Genomic DNA, 25,105 nt, shown 5'->3' on the forward strand with positions numbered 1-25,105 from the left:
CGGGGCCACCGAGCGGTCAGTCCCCACCATCCTCGGCCATCAGGCCCTCGAGGTCGTCGTGGGCCGAGGGCCGGTCGAACATGGAGACGTCGATGTCCTCGCGTGGGGTGCGGGCGAGGGCCTGCACCTCGTCGGGATCGATCCCCTCGTCGGCGAGGGCCCGCAGGTCCTCCTCGTCGAGGTCGATCTCGGCGGTGGCCGCGATGGCACGTCGACGGACCCCGTCGACCCGTCCCGGACCGCCGCTGCGCACCCGGCCGGTCGGTCGTGCCGGTGCGTTCCTGCGCTCTCTGGCCATGATCGAACCCCTGGACTCGTCGGTGCGTCGGGACTGTACCGCTCGTGGCCGACCGCAGGGCACACTGGGACGGCAGTGACCTCCCATGCGGATCCTGACCGCGCCCGACAGATCCGACGGCTGTACCGCCTCGGGATGTCGGTGCAGTCGGCGACCGATGCCGTGGACGCCGACCGGGTCACGATGGCGCTGGTCGACCACCTGACCGGCGGGCCACGGACCTTCACCCGGGAGGAGGCAGCGGCGCGCGCGGGCCTGCCCGTGCACGTCGCCGCCACGATCGACCGGGTCGCCGGTCTCGGGGACGACACCAGGTACTCCGAGTCCGGCATCCACCACCTCGCGCTGATCGCCCGCCTGCTGCAGTTCCTGCCGGAGGAGCAGGTGATGGAGCAGGTCCGCGCCGACATCCCCATCCTCCGGGCGCTCGCCCTGCGGACCCTCGACACCGCGCGGACGGTCTTCATCGATGCAGCCCGTCGGGAACACCCCGACCCCGTCGATGCCGGCGTCGCCCTGTCGGAGGTCGCCAAGCCGCTGCTGGACCTGTCGACGGAGCTCATCGGGGCGAGCTACCGACGGGTGATCCTCGAGCTGATGACCTCCGACATCGTCGTGGAGTCCCTGCGGTCGGAGGGGGAAACCGTGGACGTCGCCGTGGGCTTCGTGGACGTGGTCGGCTACACCTCGCTGTCGGCCCGGGTGGATCCCGGTGGCCTCGACGAGGTCCTGACCCGCTTCGAGTCCGACTGCCAAGCCGCCGTGGAGGCCCACCCCGCGGTGTCGCTGGTGAAGTTCATGGGCGACGCCGGCATGTTCGTGGCCCTCGACCCCGTTGAGATCGCGACCGCCCTCTTCGAGCTGGTGACGGCCCGGCAGGACGGTGACGAGGGGGAGTCCATACCGACCAGCGCAGGCATGGCCCACGGCGCGGCGCTGCTGCGGGGTGGTGACTACTTCGGCCCGCCGGTCAACGAGGCGGCACGCCTGACCGACCTCGCCCGGCGCAACAGCGTGCTGGTCTCCGACCAGCTGAAGGACGAGCTGTCGGACCACTTCCACCTACGCCGGCTGGCGCCCGTCTCGCTCCACGGGATCGGACGCCGGCGGCCCTACGCCCTGCGGCGCGCTCAGGACGAGGACTGACCGGACTGCGTCCGCGCGGCGCGCAGGGTGTTCTCCAGCAGCATGGCGCGGGTCATCGGGCCGACGCCGCCCGGGACGGGCGTGATCCAGCCGGCGACCTCGGCCACCGCCTCGTAGTCGACGTCCCCGACGAGCTTGCCGTCCTCGCCCCGGGTGATGCCGACGTCGATGACGACGGCGCCCTCGCGAACCATGTCGGCGGTCAGCATGCGGGCAACCCCGACGGCCATGATGACGATGTCGGCCGCGCGGGTGTGGGCGGCCAGGTCCTTGGTGCGGGAGTGGCAGCACGTGACCGTCGCGTCGACGCCCTTGCGGCTGAGCAGCATGGCCAGCGGACGGCCGACCAGGGTCGACCGGCCCACGATCACGACGTTGGCTCCCGACAGCGGGATGTCGTAGTGCTCGAGCAGGACCTGGCAGCCCAGCGGTGTCGCCGGGACGTACGTGGGCACCCCCCGCATGAGCTGTCCCTGGCTGTGCGGGTGCAGGCCGTCGACGTCCTTCTCCGGCGCGATGCGGTCCTGCGCGGCGACCTCGTCGAGGTGGTCGGGCAGGGGCATCTGCACGATGATCCCGTGGACCGCGGGGTCCTCGTTGAGCCGGTCGATCTCGGCGTGCAGCGCCTCCTGGCCGACGTCGGCGGGAAGTCGGGCACCCAGCGAGCGCATGCCCACGGCGGCGCAGTCCTTCTCCTTCATCCCGACGTAGACGTGGCTGGCCGGATCGTCACCCACGAGGACGGCGGCAAGGCCAGGCTGCACCCCCGCAGCGGTCAGGTCCGCCACCTCGGTGGCGATGCGGTCGCGTTGGGCTGCGGCGACGGCCTTGCCGTCGATTATCTGGGCGCTCATGTCGCCGCATGATGGCACGCCTGGTCCCGAGGATCAGCGTCGACCGCCGCTGACCATCACCCGCGGCACGGCGCCGACGAGCCGCACGGGCAGCCAGAGGGCCCATGCGAGCGCCCAGCCGAACCGTCCCGTGGTTCGGGCGTGTGCGGCCGCGACCATGATCAACGGCAGGGCCACGAGCGCCACGACGAGCGGCACCCAGCGCGGCAGGGTGCCCGCGATGGCGACCGCCACGACGCCGCCCCCGAGCACCAGCAGCCCCGCGACGGTGTCGGCCAGCCAGCGACCGCGATCGTCGCCGGCGTCGTCGAGGCCGGCGAGCAGGTCCCCCCAGGCCCACGGCGGGGCGAACAGCCCGAGCGCGGCCCGCCCGGTCACCGCGTGCACGACCAGGTGGAGCACGGCCGCCAGGGCGGCGACACCAAGGGTCGCCGACGCCGCGCCGTCGCCACCCAGCGCCCACGCCGCCGCGGGCCCGACCAGCACGGTCGCCAGCGCCGCCAGGGGCCAGCCCAGCCGGTGGTCGTCGTCCTCGACCGCGAGGTCTGTCGGGTCACCGACGTTCGCCAACGGGAGGAGGAGGGTCGACTGGCGGGGGTCGTCGCGAACGCCGTCGGCTTCCGCGCCGAGCTGGATGCGGGAGCGCGGGTCGACCACCGCGGCGCAGGTTCCCGGTCGTCGCGCCGGATCCGCCGCCACGCCGGCCAGCAACCCGCCGGGGAGGTCGTGGCCCGCGGGGTCCTCGCGGACCGCAGCCAGCAGCTCGGTCAGCGCGTGGGCCCGCAGCCCCGTCAGGAGGGCGATCCCGGTTGCCGCAAGGGAGTGGACGTCGGCCAGCGGCCCGAACCGCCCGGTGAGCACCTCGGGCGCCAGGTAGGCGGGCGTGCCCACCCTGGTCAGGTCGGTCGTGTCGAGCCCACGCATGGTCGAGGGGTCGACCAGGACGAGCCCGTCGTGGGTGGCGATCAGGTTGCCCGGCTTGACGTCGCGGTGGACCAGGGGGACCCCGTCGGACCACGCGCCGGCATGCAGCAGGTCCAGCGCCTCCGCAACCCCCGCCAGCGCCTCCAGGGCGTCTGGGCGGGGGCCGACCGTCGCCAGGGAGTCACCGGTCACGAGGTCCATCTCCACGAACCCCCAGCCGGCGAGGTCACCGGCGGTGAACCGGCCGCCCCGCGTCACGCGGACCAGCGCTGGATGGTCGATGCGGACCAGCCAGCGGCCACGGCGACGCACGTCCTCGGATCCCGCCAGCACCTCGGGGCGGATCACCTTGAGCGCGCACGGGGTGCCGTCCGGCCGTTCGGCCTCCCAGACCTCGCCCTCACCCCCGCGGCCGAGCGGGGCGACGAGCCGGCGGCCGGCGACCACTGCTCCACCACGCATCGACGCGACGTCCATTCCACCGCCACCGTAACCGTCGCCCTCCGGGCCGGCCGGGAGGGACGGGCCTCCGACGTCCTCCGCGAGGGCTACCGGGCGTGCCGCAGCGGGAGGACGGTGGGGATGCTCGGGTCCTGGCGACGAAGCAGGACGCCGACCGCCTCGGCGCTCATGGGGCGGTGCAGGTGGAAGCCCTGGCCGCTGTCGCAGCCCATTGCGGTCAGCAGGTCCAGCGCCGTCTGGTCCTCGATCCCCTCCGCCACGACGTGCAGGCGAAGGCTCTTGGCCATGCGGAGGATCGCCTCGGTGATCGCGCGGTCGTCGGCGTCCCTGGCCAGGTGGGTCACGAAGCCCCGGTCGATCTTGACCTCGTCGACGGGCAGGCCCTTGAGCTGGGCGAGGGAGGAGTAGCCGGTCCCGAAGTCGTCGATGGACACCCGCATCCCCGCGGCATCGAAGAGGGCCAGGATGCCGCTGCTGCGCTCTAGGTCGCCCATCATCTGCGACTCCGTGATCTCCAGGGTCAGCCGGTGGCCGGGGACCTCGTACTCACGGCACCGGTCGATGATGTGGCGGGCCAGCGACTCCTCCTGCATCACCACCGTGGAGAGGTTGACGGCCACGGAGATGTCGCAGCCGGCCTGGTCCCACTCGGCGGCCTGCCGGATGGCGCTGTCGACCACCCAGAGGGTCAGGGGCCGGATCAGGCCGGTCCGCTCGGCGACGTCGATGAACTGGGCTGGGGAGACGTAGCCACGGGTGGGATGCGCCCAGCGGGCGAGCGCCTCGACACCCTCGATCCGCCCGGTCGCGAGGTTGACCTTCGGCTGGTAGGCGATCGACAGGCCGTCGTCGTCGATGGCCCGACGGAGGTCGCTGGCGAGCTCCAGTCGCTCCGTGGCCGCGCTGTCGAGGTCGCTGGTGAACCATGCGATCTCCGCCGACCCGTCGGCACCGTGCTCGACCAGGGCGTTGGTGGCCCGTCGCAGCAGCTCACCGACGTCGGTGCCGTGACGCGGTGCCGAAGCCGCGGCGAAGGAGAACCGTGCCTCGAGCTGCAGGTGGGTCCTGGTGATGGGTCCACGCAGGGACTGGCGGAGGCTGTTGATCGCCTCCCGGGCGTCGAGCCGGTGCTCCATGCCCGGCATGACCGCGGCGAAGCGGTCGGGGCTGATCCGACCGACGGTGAAGCCGTGCTCCTCGCCGAAGCGCCGAAGGCGGTCGGCGGTGGACTGGGCGACCTCGACCGACACCGTGTGTCCGAACGCGGCGTCGATCATCTCGAGGTCCAGCAGCTCGGCGACCATGACGGTGCCGGCGTCCAGGCGGGACACGGCGTCGACGAGTCCATCGAAGTTGAAGAGCTGCGTGGCCGGGTCCCGGAGCGCGGACCGTTCCAGCTCCACGGATCGGGAGCGAAGCTGGTCGACCAGGCGTGAGGTGGCCACGGCGACGCCCGCGTGGCGCGCAAGCGCGCAGGCCAGCGCGACGTCGTCGGTGTCGAACTTGGGCATCGTGCCCCGGCGGCCCTGGAGGACCAGCGCCCCCTCGACGGACTCGTGGGCGAAGCTGGCCAGCAGCAGCTGCTCGCTGAGCGGTCCGATGATGCCGTGGTGGGGGTTGCGACCTCCCGGGTCGATGGTCAGGCCATCGACGGCGCCGGCGACGAGGCGCTTGGCCTCGCTCATCGGCAGCTCCTCCGACGACAGCAGGCCCGATCCGAGGGAGTCCAGCCGCACGGCCACGTCCCCGGTGATCAGCACGATGCCGGTCTGCTTGGCGCCGGTGACCTCCGCCGCTTCCTCGAGCACGTTGGCCAGCAGGTGCTGGACGCTGGTCTGTCCCTGGATGCCCTCCATGAAGGAGTAGAGGGAGGCAACCGACCGGTGTTTCTGCGACAGCGCGTGTCGCGAGCGGTTCGTGACGATCAGCAGGCCGAGCACGCCCGCGAACGCCACGGCCGTCACCGTCTCGGCGTCCACCAGCCGCGAGGCCACGGTCGCTGCGGCCGTGGAGATGGCGAGCGTTGCCACCACCGCCACCATGGCGGGACGCAACTGGTCGGCCCTCAATCGTCCCACGGACAGCCGAATGACGAGCAGCACTGCTGCGGTGGAAACGACCTCCGCGGCACCCATCCCGAGGATTATCCCGACGATCGTCTGACCATCCAGCAGCTCAGCGCCGTTCGAGACCCACCCGTACACGGACGCCAACACCCACACCTCGACGGCATGGGCCACGATGTTGAACCGGACCTTCTCGCTCGACCCCGCCCACCGGTAACGCACCGTCAGGATTCCGGCAAGAACGCGGGCAATCAACGTGGACAACGGCCCCACGAAGAGTACGCCCAGCACAACGACGAGTCCCGACAGCGTGCTGTGGAAGGACTGGCCGCGCACCTCCAGGCCCAACGGCCACCACTCGGCCACCAGGAAGCCGACGAACAGCAGTGCCGCCAGCGGGATCGCGTTGGTCCCTTGTCCCGCTTGGGGGGGCAGAACCAACCAGCCCACGCATGCGAGCAAGCCCAGAGCCGCCGTGAGGCGGTCAGCGGGCGAGGGGAAGCGCTGCATGTCGTGATTACTCCGCGGAGTTTTCTCCGTGCAAGAGGTTTACGTGCGAGCGCGGAGAACTTAACCTACAGGCAGGCGCACCCGACACGCTGCAATCGTGCCGAGTGTGCTCGTCCTGTTACTTGAATTCGTTTTGTCTGTTCTCTGGAAGGAACTGCAATGACTCGCAAGACCGATGGTGCAACCTGGGCTGGCGCAACCTGGGCTGGAGCCACTTGGGCTGGAGCCACTTGGGCTGGAGCCACTTGGGCTGGGGCCACCTGGGCCTAGCAACTTTCCTGTCGTGTCGGTCCATCGGCACGACGGTTCACCGCCTTTAGAAAAAACTTCGCGATACCCGAGAAAGAAGGCAGACCCGTGTCCGTGATGATTGACGAACGCGTTGCTGGCGGCCGACCCACCCGGCCGGTCAAGTACGAGATCCGCCGCCCGGCCTTCGGCCGAGTGTTCAGCCTGGTGACCACGCTGCTCGCGAAGTAGTCCTCGCCGCAGCGGACGTGACCGGGGTACCCGGTCGCGCCCGACCCGGCTTCGACGGCCGGCACATCCCTCGGATGTGCTGGCCGTTGGTGCGTTCAGGCGACGATGGGTCCCTGCGCGCGGACCAGGGTGCGGACCTGGGCGAGTGCCAGCAGGCCCGCCTGCACCGACGCCAGGCCCAGCCCGCCTCGACCTCGCCGGCTGCCCCGTGCCGCAGCCATGCCCAGCAGGACCGCACCGCTCGCCACGTTGACTACGACCGCGCGACGGAGCGGCGACTGCCAGTCCTCCGCGACCGCACCGACCGCCGAGGCCGCCGCCCACCCGGTCCAGGTGGCGCCGGCCAGGCGCACGAGGCCAGCCGACACTCCGGTCGACCGACCGATCGACCCCGCCGCCCCGACGGCCAGCAGGCCCTTCGATGCGGCCACGGCTGCGTCGAGGCTCAGCAGCCGACGTCCGTCGACCTCGGCCTGCGTCGGCACCGCCGGGTCGCTGGCCGAGCGGGCGTCGCTGGTCGCCTCCGGGCGGGGGTCGCCGTCGGTCACCGTCTGGTCAGTGCCGGAAGTGGCGACGGCCGGTGAAGACCATTGGCACGCCTGCGGCCTCGCACGCGGCGATCACCTCGGCGTCGCGCATGGACCCGCCGGGCTGGACGATGGCCCTGACCCCAGCCGCGATGGCGGCCTCCGGGCCGTCGGCGAAGGGGAAGAAGGCGTCGGAGGCAAGAACGGATCCGGTGTGGCGTCCCCCCGACTTCTCCACCGCGATCCGCACGGAGTCCACCCGGGACATCTGGCCGGCACCCACGCCGACGACGGCCCGGTCGGCGGTCAGGACGATGCCGTTGGACTTCACGTGCTTGCACACGGTCCAGGCGAACTGCAGCTCGGCGAGGGTTGCCTCGTCGGGCTTGGCCTGCGTGGGGACCGTCCAGCTGTCGGGGGTCTCGGGCGCAGAGTCCGGCTCCTGCACCAGCAGGCCGCCCGCGACGGACCGGATGATCCGGTCGCCCGCGGCACGGGTGGGACGGTCGATCGCGAGGATCCGGAGGTTGGCCTTGGTGCGCAGGATCTCCAGGGCGTCGTCGTCGAAGCCCGGCGCCACGACGACCTCGGTGAAGACCTCCACGATCTGGCGAGCGGTGGCCGCGTCGATGGTGCGGTTCGCCGCGACGATGCCACCGAAGACGCTGACGGAGTCCCCCTCGAACGCCCGCGGGTAGGCCTCGGCAAGGGAGTCCGCCACGGCCAGGCCCGCCGGGTTGGTGTGCTTGATGATGGCGATGCAGGGGTCGTCGAAGTCCATGGCCATCCCGAACGCGGCGTCGGTGTCCAGGATGTTGTTGTAGGACAGCTCCTTGCCGCCCAGCACACGAGAGCTGCCCAGACCCCACGGCTCGCCCCGTTCGACGTAGTACGCCGCCGCCTGGTGCGGGTTCTCGCCGTACCGCAGGGTCTGCTTGCGGGAGTAGACCGGGCCGAAGCGGTCGGGGAACGCCTCGCCGCTGGCGAACCACGCCGCGATGTCGGCGTCGTAGGACGCCGTGTGCGCGAACGCCTGGGCGGCGAGCCGGGTGCGGGTCGCCAACGACAGCCCACCCCCGTCGGTGATCTCCGACAGCACGTCGTCGTAGGCGTCCGGGGAGGTGACGACACCGACGTGGCGGTGGTTCTTCGCTGCCGCCCGCACCATCGTCGGGCCGCCGATGTCGATCATCTCGATGGCGGCGGCACGGGTGACGTCCGGGTCGGCGATCGTGTCGCGGAACGGGTAGAGGTTCACCACGACCAGGTCGACCGCCGTGATGGCGTGGTCGGCCAGCGCCTGCAGGTGCGCGGCGTTGTCGCGGTCGGCCAGGATCCCGGCGTGCACCGCTGGGTGGAGGGTCTTCACCCTGCCGTCCATCATCTCGGGGAAGCCGGTCACCTCCTGCACCTCGGTCACGGCCACGCCGGCCTCGCGGATGCGTGCGGCGGTCGACCCGGTCGAGACGATCTCGACGCCGGCAGCCGCCAACCCCGTGGCGAGCTCGGTCAGCCCTGCCTTGTCGTAGACGCTGACGAGCGCGCGGCGAACAGGGGTGGTGGTGTCCTCGGTCATTGGATCCTCGTGTGACGGCCGTCGATGGTGACCCGGCCGGCGCAGATCAGCGCCACGGCCTCGGGGAGCAATCGGTGCTCGACCGCCTGCATCCGCGCATGCAGGGTATCGGAGGTGTCGCCATCCTCCAGCGGCACGGCTTCCTGGGCGATGATCGGACCGTGGTCGACCTTCTCGTCGACGTAGTGCACGGTGACCCCGCTGACCTTGACCCCCCAGGCGATGGCCTCCTCGGGCGCATGGGCACCGGGGAAGGCCGGCAGCAGCGACGGATGCACGTTGACGGTCGGCCATCGGTCGACGAACGCGCCGGTCAGGATCTTCATGAACCCGGCGAGCACCACGAGGTCTGGCTCGGCCTCGGCCACGGCGGCGATGAGTGCCTGCTCCCATGCCTGCCGGTCGGGGTGGTCCCCGAGGGGAACGGTCACGGTGGGGATGCCCGCCCGCGCCGCACGTTCCAGCCCACCGGCGCCGGGGCGATCGCTGACGACGAGCACGAGGTCGCCGCCGAGGTCGCCGGCGTCGATCAACGCCTGCAGGTTGCTGCCCGAGCCGCTGATCAGGACCACGATGCGCCGGCGCCCGGCCCCGTCCGCGCTCATCCCTGGCTCCTTCGATTGCCGTTCAACAGGTGTTCCTCCGATAGACCAACCCCGAGCGGCGGCCGAGCGCATACCTTAACGGTGACGGGGTCGTCGACGATCTGACCCTGTGGCCCGACCCAACGGGACGGGCGCACCGTGATCGCTCCTGGAGATGCCCTTGTCCCTCACCCCCGACGCAGTCAGCCGGAGGGCCGCCCACGCCGTCGAGGTGGCCAAGCCCCGCCTCCGCGGGGTGACGCACCTCGCGATGGCGCCCATCGCCGCGGTGATGGCCGTGGCGCTGGTGTGGAACGCGACGGGTGCCAACAGGATCACGACCGGCATCTTCGGAGCGCTGCTCGTGGGCCTGTACGCCACGTCGGGCAGCTACCACGTCCCCAGATGGCGTGGACGGGTGCGCGTCTGGTGGGGGCGGGCGGACACCGCGATGATCGTGCTGTTCATCGCCGGGACCTTCACCCCGATCGCCTTCCACGCGCTGGACGGGTCATGGCGACTGTGGAGCCTCGTCGTGGCATGGGTCATCGCCGTCGCGGGGGCCGGCATCGCGATCTCCCCGATCACGGCGCCACGGTGGATGCGGACGTCCGGCTACCTCGCCATCGGATGGCTGATGGTGGTCCCCATGTGGAAGATCGCCGCGGCGCTTCCCCTGGCCGGAACGGCGCTGATCATCCTCGGTGGGGTGCTGTACACCGTGGGCGGCGTGGTCTACGCGATGAAGAGGCCCGACCCCTTCCCCGAGTGGTTCGGTTTCCACGAGGTCTTCCACCTGCTCGTGATCGCCGCGTCGATCTGCCACTACCTGGTGATCATCCGCTACATCGTGTGACCCACCCTCCCGTCCCACGGGAAGTTCTCCGAAGACTGCGCAACTTCAGCCCGTCCTCGCGGTCCTACGGATACGAGTGACCACCGGCCAGGCCGGCACGGGCCCTCGTCCGGCCGGCCCGGCTCCCCTCATCCGGGCCGGTCGGTTCCTCCGTCCGCAGCGAGCGAGCCGGGCCAGGGCAGGACCCGTCGCGCAGCAGCGTCGGGGACCCACCCGATCGACCGACCGACACGAGCGCGTGGGACCGTTATCCTCGGGAGCCAAGCGATCGGCGTTGCAGTGCGAGGCCCAGAAGGGCCACGCCGGACGTGCACAACGGTTCGCGAGGAGGCACGTGTTGCCGGGCATCCCACCCGACGTGTCCGCTGCCCTCGCACCCATCACCCCCTCGCCGCCACGAGTCCGTGGCGGTTGTCGAGACGATGGAGGAAACCCACAGTGAACGTTGACACGATCGGAAACCTGTCCTTCAAGGTGAAGGACCTCGGGCTGGCCGAGGCCGGCCGCCACCAGATCCGCCTCGCCGAGCACGAGATGCCCGGCCTGATGGCGCTCCGCGAGGAGTACCGCGACAGCCAGCCGCTGGCCGGCGCGCGCATCGGCGGGTCCCTGCACATGACCACCCAGACCGCGGTCCTCATCGAGACCCTGGTGGACCTCGGCGCCGACGTGCGCTGGTGCTCCTGCAACATCTTCTCCACCGAGGACGGCGCCGCAGCGGCCATCGTCGTCGGGCGCGAGGGCACCCCCGAGAACCCCCAGGGCGTCCCGGTGTTCGCCTGGAAGGGCGAGACGCTGGAGGAGTACTGGTGGTGCACCGAGCAGATGCTCGACTTCCCGGAGGGTCCGAACATTATCCTCGACGACGGCGGCGACGCGACCCTGCTGATCCACAAGGGCACCGAGTTCGAGGCCAACGGCGTCGTGCCGCCGGCCGACGAGGACGCCTCGGAGGAGTACCGGGTCATCCTCGACCTGCTGAACCGCTCGCTCGCCGAGGACCCCACCCGGTTCACCGAGATGGGCAAGAACATCAAGGGCGTCACCGAGGAGACCACGACGGGCGTCATGCGCCTGTACGAGTTCGAGCGGGACGGCAGCCTGCTGTTCCCGGCCATCAACGTCAACGACGCGGTGACCAAGTCCAAGTTCGACAACAAGTACGGCACCCGCCACTCGTTGGTCGACGGCATCAACCGCGCCACCGACACCCTCATCGGCGGCAAGACCGCCGTCGTCTGCGGCTACGGCGACGTCGGAAAGGGCTCCGCTGAGTCCCTCCGTGGCCAGGGAGCCCGGGTGATCATCACCGAGATCGACCCCATCTGTGCGCTGCAGGCGGCGATGGACGGCTACCAGGTGACGACCCTCGAGGACGTCATCGAGACCGCCGACATCTTCATCACCGCGACCGGCAACAAGGACATCATCTCCGCCGAGCAGATGCAGCGGATGAAGCCGCAGGCCATCGTCGGCAACGTCGGGCACTTCGACAACGAGATCGACATCGCCGGCCTGGCACGGATCCCCGGGGTCACCAAGACCGAGATCAAGCCCCAGGTCCACGAGTGGACCTTCCCCGACGGCTCCAACATCATCGTGCTGTCCGAGGGGCGCCTGCTGAACCTCGGCAACGCCACTGGCCACCCGTCGTTCGTGATGTCCAACAGCTTCACCAACCAGACGATCGCCCAGATCGAGCTGTGGACGAAGACCGAGGAGTACCCGGTCGGCGTCTACACGATCCCCAAGCACCTGGACGAGAAGGTCGCCCGCCTGCACCTCGACGCGCTGGGCGTGAAGCTCACCGAGCTGACCAAGTCCCAGGCCGAGTACATCGGCGTGGACGTCGAGGGCCCCTACAAGCCCGACCACTACCGCTACTGAGCACCGCGGTTCGCTCGTCGAACCGCACGCGCCAACGCGAAGGACCATACTGACGGCCGGCCCCCTGGGCCGGCCGTCGCCGTCGGGGCAGACGAGCGCTGCGTCCCATGTTTTGCGCGGAGTGTCGTCGGGCACGGTCGGCGTCTGACAGGATGACCGATGGGGCGGGGCAGTCCAGCACGAAGAGGCCTTATGCTTGCAGCAGTTAGCGCGCCATCATACGGTGGCGCAAATGAGTGACGCACCCGCCGTGGCGTCCGGAACCCCCACCGGATCACCGACCCCCCGCCCGTCCAGCGATGGACGCAACCTCCCCGGCATCGGCATCGCCGCGACCGCCGCCGGTGTGGCCATCGGCTCGGCCGCCGCCGGGGTGGCCCGTCTCCGACGTCGCCGCCCGAACACCGAGACCGTCCCGCAGGGCGTCGCCACGACCGACGGCCTCCGCCTGCACACCACGGTGCACGGCGACCGGTCCGCGCCCGCCGCCGTGGTGTTCGTCCACGGCTGGACGATGTCGGGGGAGTTCTGGACGGGGCATGCCGAGGCCCTGGCCCGACGGGGCCTGCTGACGGTCACCTACGACCAGCGTGGCCACGGTCGCTCGGGCCGACCGGGACGTGACGGGTTCGACCTGCAGCACCTCGGCAACGACCTCGCCGCGGTGCTCGACGCGACCGTGCCCACCCGGACCCCGGTGGTGCTCGTCGGTCACTCGATGGGCGGGATGACGGTCATGGCGTGGGCCGGCCGTGCACAGCCGACCCGCCACGACGTCCGCGCGACCGTCCTGGCCAACACCGCCGTCCACGAGCTGGTCACCGACGCCGTCGCCGCGCTGACCGGGACCACCAACCGGGTGGTCCACCAGCTGCTGCGCCAGGCCGCCAAGGTGCCGACCCCCGTGCCGACCACGCCGATCAACCGCCGGCTCGTCAGGACGCTGGCACTGAGCCCCGAGGCCCCGGCCTCTGCGGTCGAGCTGACCCACCGCCTCTTCCTCGCGTGCCCTCCGTCGGTCCGGGTCGGGTTCGCCCACCAGATCGACGTGCTCGACCTGCGTGAGGGGGCGTCCCGCCTCGACGTCCCCACGCTGGTGCTGACCTCGACCAACGACCGCCTGACACCCCCGTCCCACGCGCAGCGGCTGGTCGAGACCCTTCCCGACGCACGCCTCCAGGTCGTCCCCGGCAGCGGTCACCAGCTGCCGCTGGAGCGTCCGGCCGACACGATCCACCTGATCCACGACCACGTCCGTCGGTACGCGCTGGTGCCCGGCCCGCGGGACCGCGACCGTGTGCCTCCGCGCGACCCCGTGGACGCGTGACCCGGACAGGGCTGACGCGGATCACGACTGACACGACGACGGCCGGCCGGTGCGATGCACCAGCCGGCCGTCGTGGTTCGGCTGTCGACCGAGGCCGACCAACCGGGTCCTACTGGACGAGGCCCGCCTAGATCAGGCCGAGCTCCTTGACCGTGTCGCGCTCCTCGGCGAGCTCGGCGACCGACGCGTCGATGCGCCCGCGGCTGAAGTCGTCGATGTCGAGGCCCTGCACGATCGACCACTTCCCGTCCGCCGTGGTGCACGGGAAGGAGGACAGCAGGCCCTCGGGCACGCCGTAGCTGCCGTCGGACGGCACGGCCATCGACACCCAGTCACCCTCGGGGGTGCCCAGGGCCCAGTCGCGCATGTGGTCCAGCGCCGCGCTCGCCGCGGAGGCGGCGGAGGAGGCCCCGCGGGCGGCGATGATGGCGGCGCCCCGCTTCTGGACGGTGGGGATGAAGTCGTCCTCGAGCCATGCCTGGTCGTCGACCTGCGCAGCGGCGTTCTTGCCGTTGACCTCGCAGTGGAACAGGTCGGGGTACTGCGTGGCGGAGTGGTTGCCCCAGATCGTCATCTTCTTGATGTCGTTGACCGAGGCACCCGTCCTGGCCGCCAGCTGCGACATCGCCCGGTTGTGGTCCAGGCGGGTCATGGCGGTGAACTGCTCGTCGGGGATGTCCGGCGCGTTGTTCATCGCGATCAGGCAGTTGGTGTTGGCCGGGTTGCCGACGACGAGGACCTTGACGTCGGGGGAGGCGTGGTCGTTCAGCGCCTTGCCCTGGCCGGTGAAGATCGCACCGTTGGCCTCCAGCAGGTCGGAACGCTCCATGCCCGGGCCGCGGGGGCGGGAGCCGACCAGCAGGGCGTAGTCGACGCCCTCGAAGGCGACGTTGGGGTCATCGGACTGGACGGTGCCGGCAAGCAGCGGGAACGCGCAGTCGTCGAGCTCCATGACGACACCCTTCAGGGCGTCCATGGCCGGGGGGATCTCCAGCATCTGCAGGATGACCGGCTGGTCCGGACCGAGCATGCCGCCGCTGGCGATGCGGAACAGGAGCTGGTAGCCGATCTGGCCGGCGGCGCCGGTCACGGCGACGCGTACAGGACTGGTGGGCACGAGGCTTCACTTCCTCTGTTGGGGAGTCTTGGGTGGGCGCCGCACGACGGGCACCCCGAGCAGGCGCATCGTACCCGCCGCGTTTCCCCTCCCCCTCGCCGATCGGGTCAGTGCGCACCCGACGTCGCGATGACGTCGGCGTTCGGCAGGAACTGCTCGTCGATGAACAGCCTGGCCAGCTCGGCCCGCGAGCTGATGCCCATCTTGTCGTGGATCGACCGAACGTGGGTCCGCACGGTGTGGATGGAGATCTGCAGCGCCGAGCTGATCTGCTGCGCGCTGTCACCGCGCAGCAGGAGCGAGACGATCTCCTCCTCGCGTGCGGTCAGGTCGTGGGAGGCCACGACCAGCGGCCCGAGCTCGGAGGTGCGCGTCGGCTCGATCGTCAGGACCGTGTGGCCCATCCGGCCGTCGGGGGTGCGGGTGCAGGTGCCGCGCAACGTCACCCGCTGGCCGTCCCGCAGCACGATGCGGGCGGTCGCGTCCGGGGCGTCGAACCCACCGGCCAGGAACCGCGCACGCGCCCAGATGGCGTGGACGATGGCGTTGAGGAAGGCCGAGGAGTTCCCCGTGTCGACCGCTTCGGGGATGAGGTCGATCAGCTCGCGGGCCTGTGGGGTCATCGACATGACGTCGCCGTCCTCCCCGATGATGACGACCGCCGATGACGTCGACAGCTCGTCGCCGGCCATCTGGGGGCGGGCCAGCGCGGTCCGCAGCAGGTCCGCGATCGCTGGTCGGACGAGGTCCACGACCACGAGCTCGTCGTCGCTGAAGTCCGGCTCGCCCTCACCGCGGACCAGGTCCACCAATCCGTAGCAGCCGGACGTCGTCGAGATCGTCGAACGGAGCTGGGCGTCCAGCCCGAGGCCGCGCAGGATGTCGCGGTACCGCGCGCTGCGTTCGGGACGTCCCTCGGTGACCCGATGGAGCGTCCTCGGCGCCCCACCCTCCTCGTGCAGCCCCGCGATGCTCATGACGTCCGGCTCGAGGTACTCCTTGTCCCAGTACGGGCCACAGGACTCGGCCGGGAACATCTCGATGTACGCCGCACCCGCAGGCAGCAGCGAGCTCGGGTCGGTGCTGGTCATCGCGCAGGCGTCGAACGGCACGACGCTGCCGATGATCTCCGCGGACTGGTGGAGGATCGACACCAGCGGCATGTCGTCGTCAAGCTCCTGCAGCCTGCGCGACAGCCCCTCAGCTGCACGGATGGTGTTCACACCGCTGAGCGTAACGGCTCGACGCGCTCCGTGACAGGGCAGGGGCGGTACCCAAAGTTGGGTAGTCGGCCGGGTCCGCCCCCGTTCCGCGGGCCCGCTACCCAAAGTTGGGGATCGCGGCGTGCGGTCGGCGCACGCATCGTCAGTCGGGACGCGAGGGGTCGGCCCTCGCCGCCGTTTCGACGAAGGGACCCATCGTGAGCATGCAGACCCCCACCCTCCACGGCCCGGGCGAGGGCGACTGGTACCAGTTCCTCGCTGGTCGCAACCGAGTGCTCGCCGGCCGGAAGGCGACCGACGGCGCGATGTCGATCATCGAGTTCGAGGCACCTGCTGGCTTCGGGCCCCCACCCCACATCCATCGGCTCGAGGACGAGATGTTCTACGTCCTGGAGGGATCGGCGTCGTTCTGGTGCGACAACGAGGAGGTGACCTACGAGGCCGGCGGGTTCTGCTGGTTGCCAAAGGGTTTGCCGCACCGCTTCGAGATGGGACCCGAGGGAGGCCGGATCCTGCAGATCACGACCCCCGCGCAGTTCGAGGACATGATCGCCGACTACGGCTTCCCGATCGCCGCCGACGAACACCCCGAGCCGGAGCCGCCCGACGTGGCCCGCCTGGTCGAGGTGTGCGAGCGCTACCAGATCGACCTCCTCCTCCCCTAGTCACACCTGCCGCGGTCGACATCACCCTGCTGGGTGCGCCGCGGCATGCCAGCACGCACGATCCCGTCACGGACGTGCCCACCGAATGAGGGAAGCCAGCCATGCGCCACCGTCCGTTCGCCGTCCTCGGCGTCGTCCTCCTGCTCGTCGTCGGGCTGCTCGGCACACCGGTGCTGGGACAACCCGGTGACGTCGTCGCCCTGCAACGCGTGGCGGCAGGCGACCGCATCGGGACGGCGGTGGCGGTGTCGCAGCGGTTCTTCCCCACCGCGGACCACGTGGTGCTCGCTCGCGCCGACGGATTCGCCGATGCCCTGGCCGGCTCGCCCCTGGCCGGGCTCCGGGGCGCACCGGTGCTGCTGACCACCCCCAGCGCCCTGCCGACCGCGGTGGGTGAGGAGATCGCGAGGCTCGGAGCCACGGCGGCCACGATCCTCGGTGGCGAGGCTGCCGTCGGCGAGGCCGTGGCCGACCAGCTGCGGGCGGCCGGCCTGACGGTGGAGCGAGTCAGCGGTCCCGACCGGTTCGCCACCGCGGCGGCGGTGGCGACGGCCACCGGCGCCACGCCCGGCGGACGCGTCATCGTCGCCCTGGGCACCCACCCCGACGCCGACCGCGCATGGCCCGATGCCCTGTCGGCGGCCAACCTGGCGGTCGACGGCACGCCGGTCCTGCTGACCGCCCCGGACCTGCTGCCAGCGGCGACGCGGTCGGCCATCGCCGACCTCGCCCCGTCGGAGATCGTGATCGTGGGCGGTGAGCTCGCCGTCGGGCCGACGGTGGAAGCGGAGCTGACGGCGACCGGTGCCGGAGTCACGCGTGTCGCCGGCGACTCTCGCTACACGACCGCCCTGGCCGCCGCCGACGAGGCACTGGACACAACGGGGACCCGCGGGGCCACCGACGTCCCCCGGACCGTCGTGTTCACCACCGCCGAGGCCTACCCGGACGCCCTGGCCTCCGGGGCCCTGCTGCCGTACCTGCCGGCGGTCCTGGTCCTGGTCCCGACCGAGACACTGGACGAGTCCGTCCGGCGGTGGCTCGTGGGTCGGGCGGGCCAGTTCGACGAGGCCTACGTGATCGGCGGCACGGCCGCGGTCAGCGAAACCACGTTCGACGCGATCCAGGCCGCGCTCGGCGCGGACCCCGACCCCGACCCGACCACGGACCCGGCGCCCACGCCCTCGCCCTCGCCCACCGACGGTGGCCAGCCGACCCTCCCCGTGTCGCCCGGCGGCCCGGTGCCCGTGCCGACCCCGACCGACTCCGGTTCCCCCACCCCCACCGAGACCCAGGCGCCCGACCCCGATCCCACCCCGACCGACACCGAGACGCCCGAACCCGACCCCACCCCGACCGACACCGAGACGCCCGAACCCGACCCCACCCCGACCGAGACCGAGACCGAGACCCCGGATCCCGTCACCGGGCCCACGCGCTTCACCGATCTCCTCGACGCGCTTGCGCCGCTGTACGTCGGCGACGATGCCGTGCAGGTCGGACTCGATCCCTCCCTGCTGGACCCCGCCCGTACCGCGGGCCTGCGGGGTCGGGTACTGGATCGCGACGGCCAACCCCTCCCCGGCGCGCGTGTGGACCTGCTCGGCCATGCCGAGCTCGGCCACACCACGTCCCAGCCCGACGGGACGTGGACCATGGCCGTGGCCGGTGGGCAGGTGTTGACCGCGACCGTGACGCTCGAGGGACATGTCCCGGTGCAGCGCACGACGACCGTTCCGTGGGGCGACATCGCGACGCTTCCCGACGTCGTGCTGATGCCCTACGACGACCGCAGCACCACGATCGCCCTGCCGGTCGACGGTCCGACAGGGCACGTGGGATCCACGCAGACCGACGAGGACGGGACCCGTGCCGCGGGCCTGCTGTTCCGCGACGGGACGACTGCAACCATGACCCTCCCGGGCGGTAGCACCGAACCGCTGTCGTCCATGACCGTCCGTGCGACGGAGCTGACCGTCGGCAGCGTCGGCCCCCTCGCGATGCCGGGCGAGCTGCCGCCCGGCTCGCTCTACACCTACGCCGTCGAGCTGAGCGTCGACGAAGCCGTCGCTGCCGGCGCCGTCCGCGTGGACTTCTCCCAGCACGTCGCCCTGCACGTCGACAACTTCCTCGGCTTCCCGGTTGGTTCGGAGGTACCGGTCGGCGTGTACGACAGCGACACCGCGTCGTGGCTGCCGACCCCCGAACCGGGGATCGTCCTCGCCGTCGTGGGCGACGACGGCGGAGTCGCCCGGCTCGACATCGACGGCGACGGTGACGCCGACGCCGACGACGACGCACTCGCCTCGTCGCTGGGCATCGACGAGGACGAACGAGTCCACCTGGCAGGCCGAGCATCCGTGCTGCCGTCGTCGTTCTCACGGGTCCGCATCACCCACTTCACCCCGTACGACCTCAACTATCCCCAGGACGAGGACGACGAGGACGACGAGGAGGAGGAACCCGAGGACGACGAGGACGAGGAGGACGAGGATCCCTGCGACGAGGCCGCGTCCTCGATGATCGTCTGCGCCAGCCGGTCCCTCGTCGAGTGGATCGACCTCCCGGGAACCTTCCCGTTCTTCCGCGACTCCCAGGATGCCGTCGGTCACGTGCGCAGCCGATCGTTGACCATCCCGCTCACCGGACCCACCGTCTCCCCCGGAACCGACGCAGTCGAGGTCGTCGTCCAGGTCGCCGGCCAGCGACACGTCCACGTGGCCGAGGCCCCCGGACCCGAGCGGTCGTGGGAGTTCGTGTGGGACGGCCGCGACCTGTTCGGCCGCCAGGTCGTCGGCAGCGTGCCCGTCACGGTGACGCACTCGACCATGACGTCCTCGACCTACGCCACGGGGGCGTTCGGTGCACCGCCGACCACGGCCTCCACCAGCACCGGGGTGGACACCCGAGAGCCCACTTCGAGAACGCGCACGTGGACCTCGACCCTGGACGGCCTGCCGCGACCGCTCGACGACACCGTGGGTGGGTGGAGCCCCTGGATGCACCATCGCTACGACCCGGTCGCACGACGCCTGCGTCACGGCGACGGGACCTCTCGCACGACCGACGCGGTCGACGCGTGGGCCCACCTGTGGCGCGTCACCGGCGGCGGGACCGATCCCTTCGGCTCGCCCGCCGTGACGACGGCACCGGAGGCCAGCCGCATCGCGATCGCCGCCGACGGCAGCATCATCGTGGCCGAGGCATCGCAGCACCGTGTCAGCAGGATCACCCCCGACGGCGTGTGGCAGGCGTTCGCCGGTACCGGCGACCCGGGCAACGACGGTGACGGCGGTCCAGCCCTGGCGGCCACGCTGGACTCACCTGCGGCGGTGGCGGTACTGCCCGATGGTGGGGTTGTCGTGGCCGACGCCGGCCAGCACCGGCTGCGGCTGGTCGAGCCCGACGGGACCATCCGGGCCTTCGCCGGCACGGGCGAGGCGGGGATGGCAGGTGACGGCGGGCCGGCCGTGGACGCCCTGCTGGACGGACCCGTTGCGCTGGCCGTTCGGCCCGACAGCACCGTGCTGGTCGCCGATGGCAACAACGGCCTGCTCCGCTCGATCGACGCCGAGGGCCGTATCACCACGCTGGCAGGCGGTGGCGCGATCACTGACTGTGCGGCTGGATGCCTCCGCGACGAGGTCGACCTGACCGACATCGCCGACGTGGCCGTCTCCCCGGACGGTGACCGCGTGGCCGTGGCCGCGACCGGGAGCAGGGTGCTGGAGCTCGGCGAGGACGGACGGCTGCACGACGTGGGCCTGCGCGGCACCACCGTCGTGTACGGGCCGCAACGTGGTCTGTGGGTGGGCTCGGGCAGCGGGTTCGCGCGCTGGGACCTCGGCCTGCAGTCCGCCACCGACTTCACCATCCCCGAGGAGCTGTTCGGCTCCGACATCGGCCCCGTCGGCGCCCGCGCGACCGACCACCTGGTGGCGGTCGCCGACATGGCTCGCACCCCCGACGGCCAGTTGCTCCTCGTCGACGCGACCCCTCCCGACTCGGGTGCGGCGCCGACGGAGGGCATCTTCGTGCTCGGGTCCGCGCTGCCCCCGCGCCACACCGTGCCGACATCCAGGCCCGGGCTCCATGCCGCAGGACCGCTCGCCGAGGACGCCACGTACGTCGTCCCGGCGGAGGAGGGGACCCTTGCCCTGGTCTTCGACGCCGATGGCAGGCACCTGCGCACCGTCGACGCCGACCGGGGGGTGGTCGTGTGGGCCTTCGGCTACGACGCCGGAGGAGCCCTCGTCAGCGTCACGGGGCAGACCGGACAGACGACGACGATCGAGCGGGACGCGGACGGCAGCCCGACCGCCATCGTCGGCCACTTCGGCCATCGCACCGACCTGACCGTCGACGCCGACGGCCTGCTCTCCTCCGTGACCGATCCGCTGGGCCGGACACGGACGTTCGACTACGACGACGGGTTGCTCGTCGCGCACACCGACTGGGCGGGGAACCCCGCCAGCTACGCCTACGACGACCTGGGCCTGCTGACGGAGGCGGTGGCGACCGACGGGGTGTCGTTCACCCTCGAGGAGGAGGTCATCACCGAGACGCAGGTCGACGGCCGACGGGTCACCCTCGACATCGGCGGGGTGGAACGCCGTACCTACGAATGGGTCGTCGAGCGCGACCTCGACCTCCGCACGACCACCGCCACGCTGCCGTCCGGGGCGGTCAACCGGACCTACGACTACCGGCACGGCGAGGTCGTGGCCGAGATGGCCGACGGGACCAGCCAGCGCCACCACGCCAGCCCCGATCCGCGGTTCGGCTCCGCCGGCGCACACGTCGGGCTCCTCGAACGCTACGGCGGCGACTCGTTGTTCGCGACCACCACCGTCGAGGCGGTCATGGGCAACCCGCTCGATCCGTTCTCCGTCGAGCACGTGACCCGGACGATGGGCATCTCGGGCGAGGGCGACTACGTGACCGGCCTGGACCGCGACGCCGGGACGACCACCCGAACAACCCCTGACGGCAGCACGGTCGTTGCGTCGTGGGACGCCGAGGGACTGGTCACCCACGTCGATCCGGGGGACGGCCTCGCGCAGATCACCATCGAGCGCGACGAGGACGGCCTGATCACCCGAACGGTCGAGGGTGACCGGGTCACCACCACGACCTACGGCGCAGACGGTCTCCGTGACAGCGAGACCGGCCCCGCTGGCCGAACCCGCACCTTCGACCACGACGCCGCAGCCCGGCTCGTGTCCAGCAGCGATCACACCGGCGCGGCGGTCTCCTACCGCTGGGACGACCTCGATCGACTCCTCGGCTGGACCAGCCCCGAGGGCATCGAGCACGACCGGGTCCTCACCCCCATGGGCCAGCTGACCACGCTCGATGCCCCCCCGAACCCCTTGGCCGGACTGTCCCACGACGACGCCCGCCAGCTGACGTCCGTCGTGCACGGCGACGGCACGACCACCTCGGTCACCGTCACGGGCGGTCTCAGGACCAGCAGCGTCGGGCCCGATCGAACCGTCTCCTGGTCCTGGCTGGACGGCGAGGAGCCCGGCACGTCGGACCTGACCGGACGGCTGTCGTCCAGCACGTGGACCGCCGGCAGCCACTCCACCACCCTGGAGGTCGACCATCGGGACGACCGGCCGCTGGAGTTCACCTGGACCACCGACGGGGTCGACGACAGCGTCCTGTGGCTGTGGGACGACTACCGCCCGACCCAGCGCCAGGTGAACAACCGCGCGAACAGCCAGATCGCCTTCGACCACGACGACGAGGGCCGCCTCGTCGAGTCCGGTCCCTGGTCGATCACCCGCGGCAACGCGTGGGCTGCGCCATCGGCCATCAGCAACGGCTCCCTCGAGACCCAGATCGTGCTGGACGAACACGGGGTCATGGTGGCGCGGTCGATCAGCCACGACGGCAACCCGGTCGCGACGCTGGACCTCGTGCGAGGCCCCGCCGGTCACGTCACCGAACAGGTGGTGACGGCGGACGGCACCACGTTGCTGGACGCCGCCTACGGCTACGACGACCGGGCATGGCTGGCCTCGGCCACCGTGGACGGGGCCACGACGACCTACGCCTACGACGACGATGGCAACCGGATCTCGACCACCACAGCCGCCGGCACGACGACGACCGTGATCGACGACGACGGGATCGCCACCACCCATGACGGCGCCCCGATCACGGTCGATGGCAACGGGCAGGTCACGGGGTTGCGGGGCATGGTCCTGGACCATGCCGTCAGCAGCGAGCTGCTCTCCGTGGAGCTTCCCGCCGGCGACACGGTCACCTACACCACCGACGGGCTCGGCCGGCGTGCATCACGCCGAGACGGCGACGGGCTGGTGCGTTACCTCTACGGCGACCCCAGCCGCCCGGGCCTGGTGACGGACGTGGTCGACCCGGACGAGACCCTCACCCAGCTGCTGTACGACGACGCCGGGCTGCTGTACGCGGTCCGCGTGGTGGAGAACGGGCTGTTCGCGCCCAGCGACTGGTACGCCGTCCTCACCGACACGGTCGGGTCGCCGCTGGTCGCCGTCGACGAGGCTGGGGCCGTGGTTGCGACATGGACGTGGTCGCCCTGGGGCGAGCTCGTCGACCGCACCGGGACCCTCGAGCTGCCCATCGGCTTCGCCGGCGGCCTGGCCGACGACGACACCGGCCTCGTGCGGTTCGGGGTACGCGACTACGACCCGGTGACCGCCAGGTGGCTGGCCCCCGACCCGGCGTGGGTGCTGGGTGGTTCCTCCAACCTGTACCGGTACGTCGACAACAGCCCCGTCAGCATGCACGACCGCACCGGCTTGTTCGGTGGCTGCGGTGGCCTGTTCGCCGGCGCTGGCGCCGGTGGCTGCGTCAAGGCCAACAACGAGGCGGTGGAGGTCTGCGTCGAGGTCGGTGCAGGGCTCGGCTGGGGCGGCGGGCTCACCCTCGAGGGCCCGAGCGGCAACGGCAACACGCGGACCTCACAGGCGCGCGGCGAGTTGGGTCCCCTCACGATCGAGGTCCCGCTGGACAAGGGCGACGACCAGTTCCGACCCGACCTGGGCATCTGCGACCCTGACGACCCGTTCCAGACCGTCCCGGCCCTGGACTGGCTGAAGGACCTCCTCAAGGCCAACCCGAAGAGCGGCGCAGGAGGACGGGTCACCCACGAACGGTGCGTCACCTACTACTACTGACACCCCTGATTGGGGGGCCCGGCAAGGGGGCCCGACCGAACGGTCCGGCCCCCTCGTCCAGCTGGATCACTCGCCCTCGGTGGGCAGCTCCTCCAGCGGCAGGGCATCCTCGAGCGGCAGGTCCTGGACCTCGTTGACGGGCGGCTGGACACCGCCGCCGGTGATCCCGAGCCACGTGCCGTAGACCGGGGCGACCGTGACCTGGGCGGCCGCGTCGATCTCGGTGACGATCTGCTCGGTGATGCCGCCGACCTGCTGCTGGCGCAGGAACTCCTCGATGTCGGGGCGGGCCTCCTCCAGCGGCGGGATGTCCGCGCCGTCGACGGTGATGACGTGCCAGCCGAACTCGGTTTCGACGGGGCCGGTGATCTCGCCGGGCTCGGTCTCCAGGACGGCGTCCTCGAAGGGTTCGACGAACTGGCCGGGCTGGAACGGGCCGAGCTGGCCGCCGTTCTGCGCGCTGCCGTCGAGGGAGACCTCAGCGGCCACGTCAGCGAAGGCCTCGCCGCCGTCGATCCGGTCGATGGCGGCCTGCGCCTCCTCCTCGGTCTCGACCAGGATGTGGCTGACGACCTCGGTCGCGGCCTCCTGCTCGTAGAAAGCCTCGACCTCCTCGTCGGTGACCTCGGTGATCCGGGCGTCGACGAGCTTGTCGATCAGGACCGCCGGGCGCTGCAGCTCACGGACGGCCTCGACGGTCAGGCCCTCTGCGACGACCTGCTCCTCGAAGGCCGCGGCGTCCCCGCCGAACTGGACCTCCACGATCTCGTCGATGGAGGCCTGCAGGTCCTCCTCGGTGACCTCCACACCGGCGTCCTCGGCGGCGACGCCGAGCAGGTCGTCGACGACCAGGGTGGCCACGACCTGGGCGAGCTGGCCTCGCTGCTCTGCGCTGGCGGCCTCGGGGTCGACCAGGGCGTCGGCCAGGTCCGGGGCGATGCTGCGGACACGGGGTTCGACGTCCTCCAGCGTCCGGTCGACACCGGCGATGGAGTACACGACGCCCTCGGGCAGCGACTCCCCGGTGGTGACCGCGGAGGACTCGGTCGCGACCTCGTCGTCCTCTGGGGTCACGCCCACGGCGTACCAGATCAGGCCGGCCACACCGGCGAGCACGCCGAGCAGGGCCAGGACGATCATGCCGGTGGAGGTCCCGCTGGAGTCGTCCGCGCCATGGCCGTGGGGGTGGTCGCCGTGAGCACCGTGCTGGTCGTCGTCGGCCCCGTGGGGGTGGTCGTCGGTCGGCTGCTCGAGCGGCGGTGACGCCTCCTCGGCCCGGGGGGTCACGTCCTCGGCACCGAGCGCGTGCGCAACGACGGCCGGCTCACCTGCCGGGGTGTCGTCTGCGGTCGGGGCGTCGGCATCGATGCCGTTGGCGTTCTCGTTCACAACCGACCACGGTAACCCGGTCCCGTCGGCCCGCCGGAAACGGGT

At 71.3% G+C, this 25,105-nt stretch carries 17 protein-coding genes; 7 read left to right on the forward strand and 10 right to left on the reverse strand.

The features are described from left to right. Window positions 1-16: 16 nt before the first annotated feature. A complete protein-coding gene (locus CUC05_RS19675; RefSeq protein WP_157965793.1) occupies window positions 17-298 on the reverse strand; it encodes a hypothetical protein in 282 nt (93 codons plus the stop codon). A gap of 75 nt (window positions 299-373) precedes the next feature. Here CUC05_RS19675 and CUC05_RS19680 point away from each other — a divergent pair, with 75 nt between their 5' ends. After that, window positions 374-1,444, forward strand: a complete 1,071-nt coding sequence (locus CUC05_RS19680) for an adenylate/guanylate cyclase domain-containing protein (protein WP_108667841.1) — start codon at window positions 374-376, stop codon at window positions 1,442-1,444. Here CUC05_RS19680 and CUC05_RS19685 read toward each other — a convergent pair. From CUC05_RS19685 to CUC05_RS19695, 3 genes are all read right to left on the reverse strand, one after another. Beyond that, window positions 1,429-2,298, reverse strand: a complete 870-nt coding sequence (locus CUC05_RS19685; protein ID WP_108667842.1) for a bifunctional 5,10-methylenetetrahydrofolate dehydrogenase/5,10-methenyltetrahydrofolate cyclohydrolase — start codon at window positions 2,296-2,298, stop codon at window positions 1,429-1,431. The two genes, CUC05_RS19680 and CUC05_RS19685, sit on opposite strands and share 16 nt — an antisense overlap. 33 nt (window positions 2,299-2,331) lie before the next feature. After that, a complete protein-coding gene (locus tag CUC05_RS19690) occupies window positions 2,332-3,699 on the reverse strand; it encodes a protein kinase domain-containing protein (RefSeq protein WP_108667843.1) in 1,368 nt (455 codons plus the stop codon). 71 nt (window positions 3,700-3,770) lie between these two features. Further along, window positions 3,771-6,191, reverse strand: coding sequence for a putative bifunctional diguanylate cyclase/phosphodiesterase (locus tag CUC05_RS19695; protein WP_170128067.1), 2,421 nt, complete (start codon window positions 6,189-6,191; stop codon window positions 3,771-3,773). A 426-nt stretch (window positions 6,192-6,617) separates the two neighbouring features. On the opposite strand from CUC05_RS19695, the gene CUC05_RS25965 reads away from it, so the two are divergent. Further along, the gene (locus CUC05_RS25965; protein ID WP_276308925.1) at window positions 6,618-6,740 is read left to right on the forward strand and encodes a hypothetical protein; all 123 of its coding nucleotides are present in this window, start codon (window positions 6,618-6,620) and stop codon (window positions 6,738-6,740) included. A 95-nt stretch (window positions 6,741-6,835) separates the two neighbouring features. Here the strand turns inward: CUC05_RS25965 and CUC05_RS19705 are convergent, their stop codons facing one another. The 3 genes from CUC05_RS19705 to purN are packed head-to-tail and all read right to left on the reverse strand — an operon-like array spanning window position 6,836 to window position 9,448. After that, window positions 6,836-7,288, reverse strand: a complete 453-nt coding sequence (locus CUC05_RS19705; RefSeq protein ID WP_108667846.1) for a hypothetical protein — start codon at window positions 7,286-7,288, stop codon at window positions 6,836-6,838. A gap of 7 nt (window positions 7,289-7,295) precedes the next feature. Next, a complete protein-coding gene (gene purH, locus CUC05_RS19710) occupies window positions 7,296-8,843 on the reverse strand; it encodes a bifunctional phosphoribosylaminoimidazolecarboxamide formyltransferase/IMP cyclohydrolase (protein ID WP_108667847.1) in 1,548 nt (515 codons plus the stop codon). Further along, on the reverse strand, window positions 8,840-9,448 hold the full coding sequence (gene purN, locus CUC05_RS19715) for a phosphoribosylglycinamide formyltransferase (RefSeq protein ID WP_108667848.1): 609 nt from the start codon (window positions 9,446-9,448) through the stop codon (window positions 8,840-8,842). The genes purH and purN overlap by 4 nt, the downstream gene beginning before the upstream one ends. A gap of 160 nt (window positions 9,449-9,608) precedes the next feature. Here purN and trhA point away from each other — a divergent pair, with 160 nt between their 5' ends. From trhA to CUC05_RS19730, 3 genes are all read left to right on the forward strand, one after another. Next, entirely contained in the window at window positions 9,609-10,283 is a 675-nt protein-coding gene (gene trhA / locus CUC05_RS19720; protein WP_157965794.1) for a PAQR family membrane homeostasis protein TrhA, read from the forward strand. 438 nt (window positions 10,284-10,721) lie between these two features. Continuing rightward, window positions 10,722-12,170: an adenosylhomocysteinase gene (gene ahcY / locus CUC05_RS19725; RefSeq protein WP_108667850.1), complete on the forward strand. Its 1,449-nt coding sequence runs from the start codon at window positions 10,722-10,724 to the stop codon at window positions 12,168-12,170. Window positions 12,171-12,402: 232 nt separating this feature from the next. After that, window positions 12,403-13,497: an alpha/beta fold hydrolase gene (locus tag CUC05_RS19730; protein ID WP_108667851.1), complete on the forward strand. Its 1,095-nt coding sequence runs from the start codon at window positions 12,403-12,405 to the stop codon at window positions 13,495-13,497. Between the two features lie 127 nt (window positions 13,498-13,624). Here CUC05_RS19730 and CUC05_RS19735 read toward each other — a convergent pair whose 3' ends face one another. Beyond that, the gene (locus CUC05_RS19735; RefSeq protein ID WP_108667852.1) at window positions 13,625-14,614 is read right to left on the reverse strand and encodes a malate dehydrogenase; all 990 of its coding nucleotides are present in this window, start codon (window positions 14,612-14,614) and stop codon (window positions 13,625-13,627) included. 107 nt (window positions 14,615-14,721) lie between these two features. Beyond that, a complete protein-coding gene (locus CUC05_RS19740) occupies window positions 14,722-15,837 on the reverse strand; it encodes a helix-turn-helix transcriptional regulator (RefSeq protein WP_108667853.1) in 1,116 nt (371 codons plus the stop codon). A 203-nt stretch (window positions 15,838-16,040) separates the two neighbouring features. On the opposite strand from CUC05_RS19740, the gene CUC05_RS19745 reads away from it, so the two are divergent. Beyond that, complete coding sequence (locus CUC05_RS19745) at window positions 16,041-16,502, forward strand: cupin domain-containing protein (RefSeq protein WP_108667854.1); 462 nt, start codon at window positions 16,041-16,043, stop codon at window positions 16,500-16,502. A 101-nt stretch (window positions 16,503-16,603) separates the two neighbouring features. Beyond that, entirely contained in the window at window positions 16,604-23,671 is a 7,068-nt protein-coding gene (locus CUC05_RS19750; protein WP_108667855.1) for a cell wall-binding repeat-containing protein, read from the forward strand. A 66-nt stretch (window positions 23,672-23,737) separates the two neighbouring features. Here the strand turns inward: CUC05_RS19750 and CUC05_RS19755 are convergent, their stop codons facing one another. Further along, a complete protein-coding gene (locus CUC05_RS19755) occupies window positions 23,738-25,060 on the reverse strand; it encodes a peptidylprolyl isomerase (RefSeq protein WP_108667856.1) in 1,323 nt (440 codons plus the stop codon). Between the last annotated feature and the right edge of the window lie 45 nt (window positions 25,061-25,105).

Origin of the sequence: Euzebya rosea (genome assembly GCF_003073135.1) — a bacterium.
Classification (GTDB): domain Bacteria; phylum Actinomycetota; class Nitriliruptoria; order Euzebyales; family Euzebyaceae; genus Euzebya; species Euzebya rosea.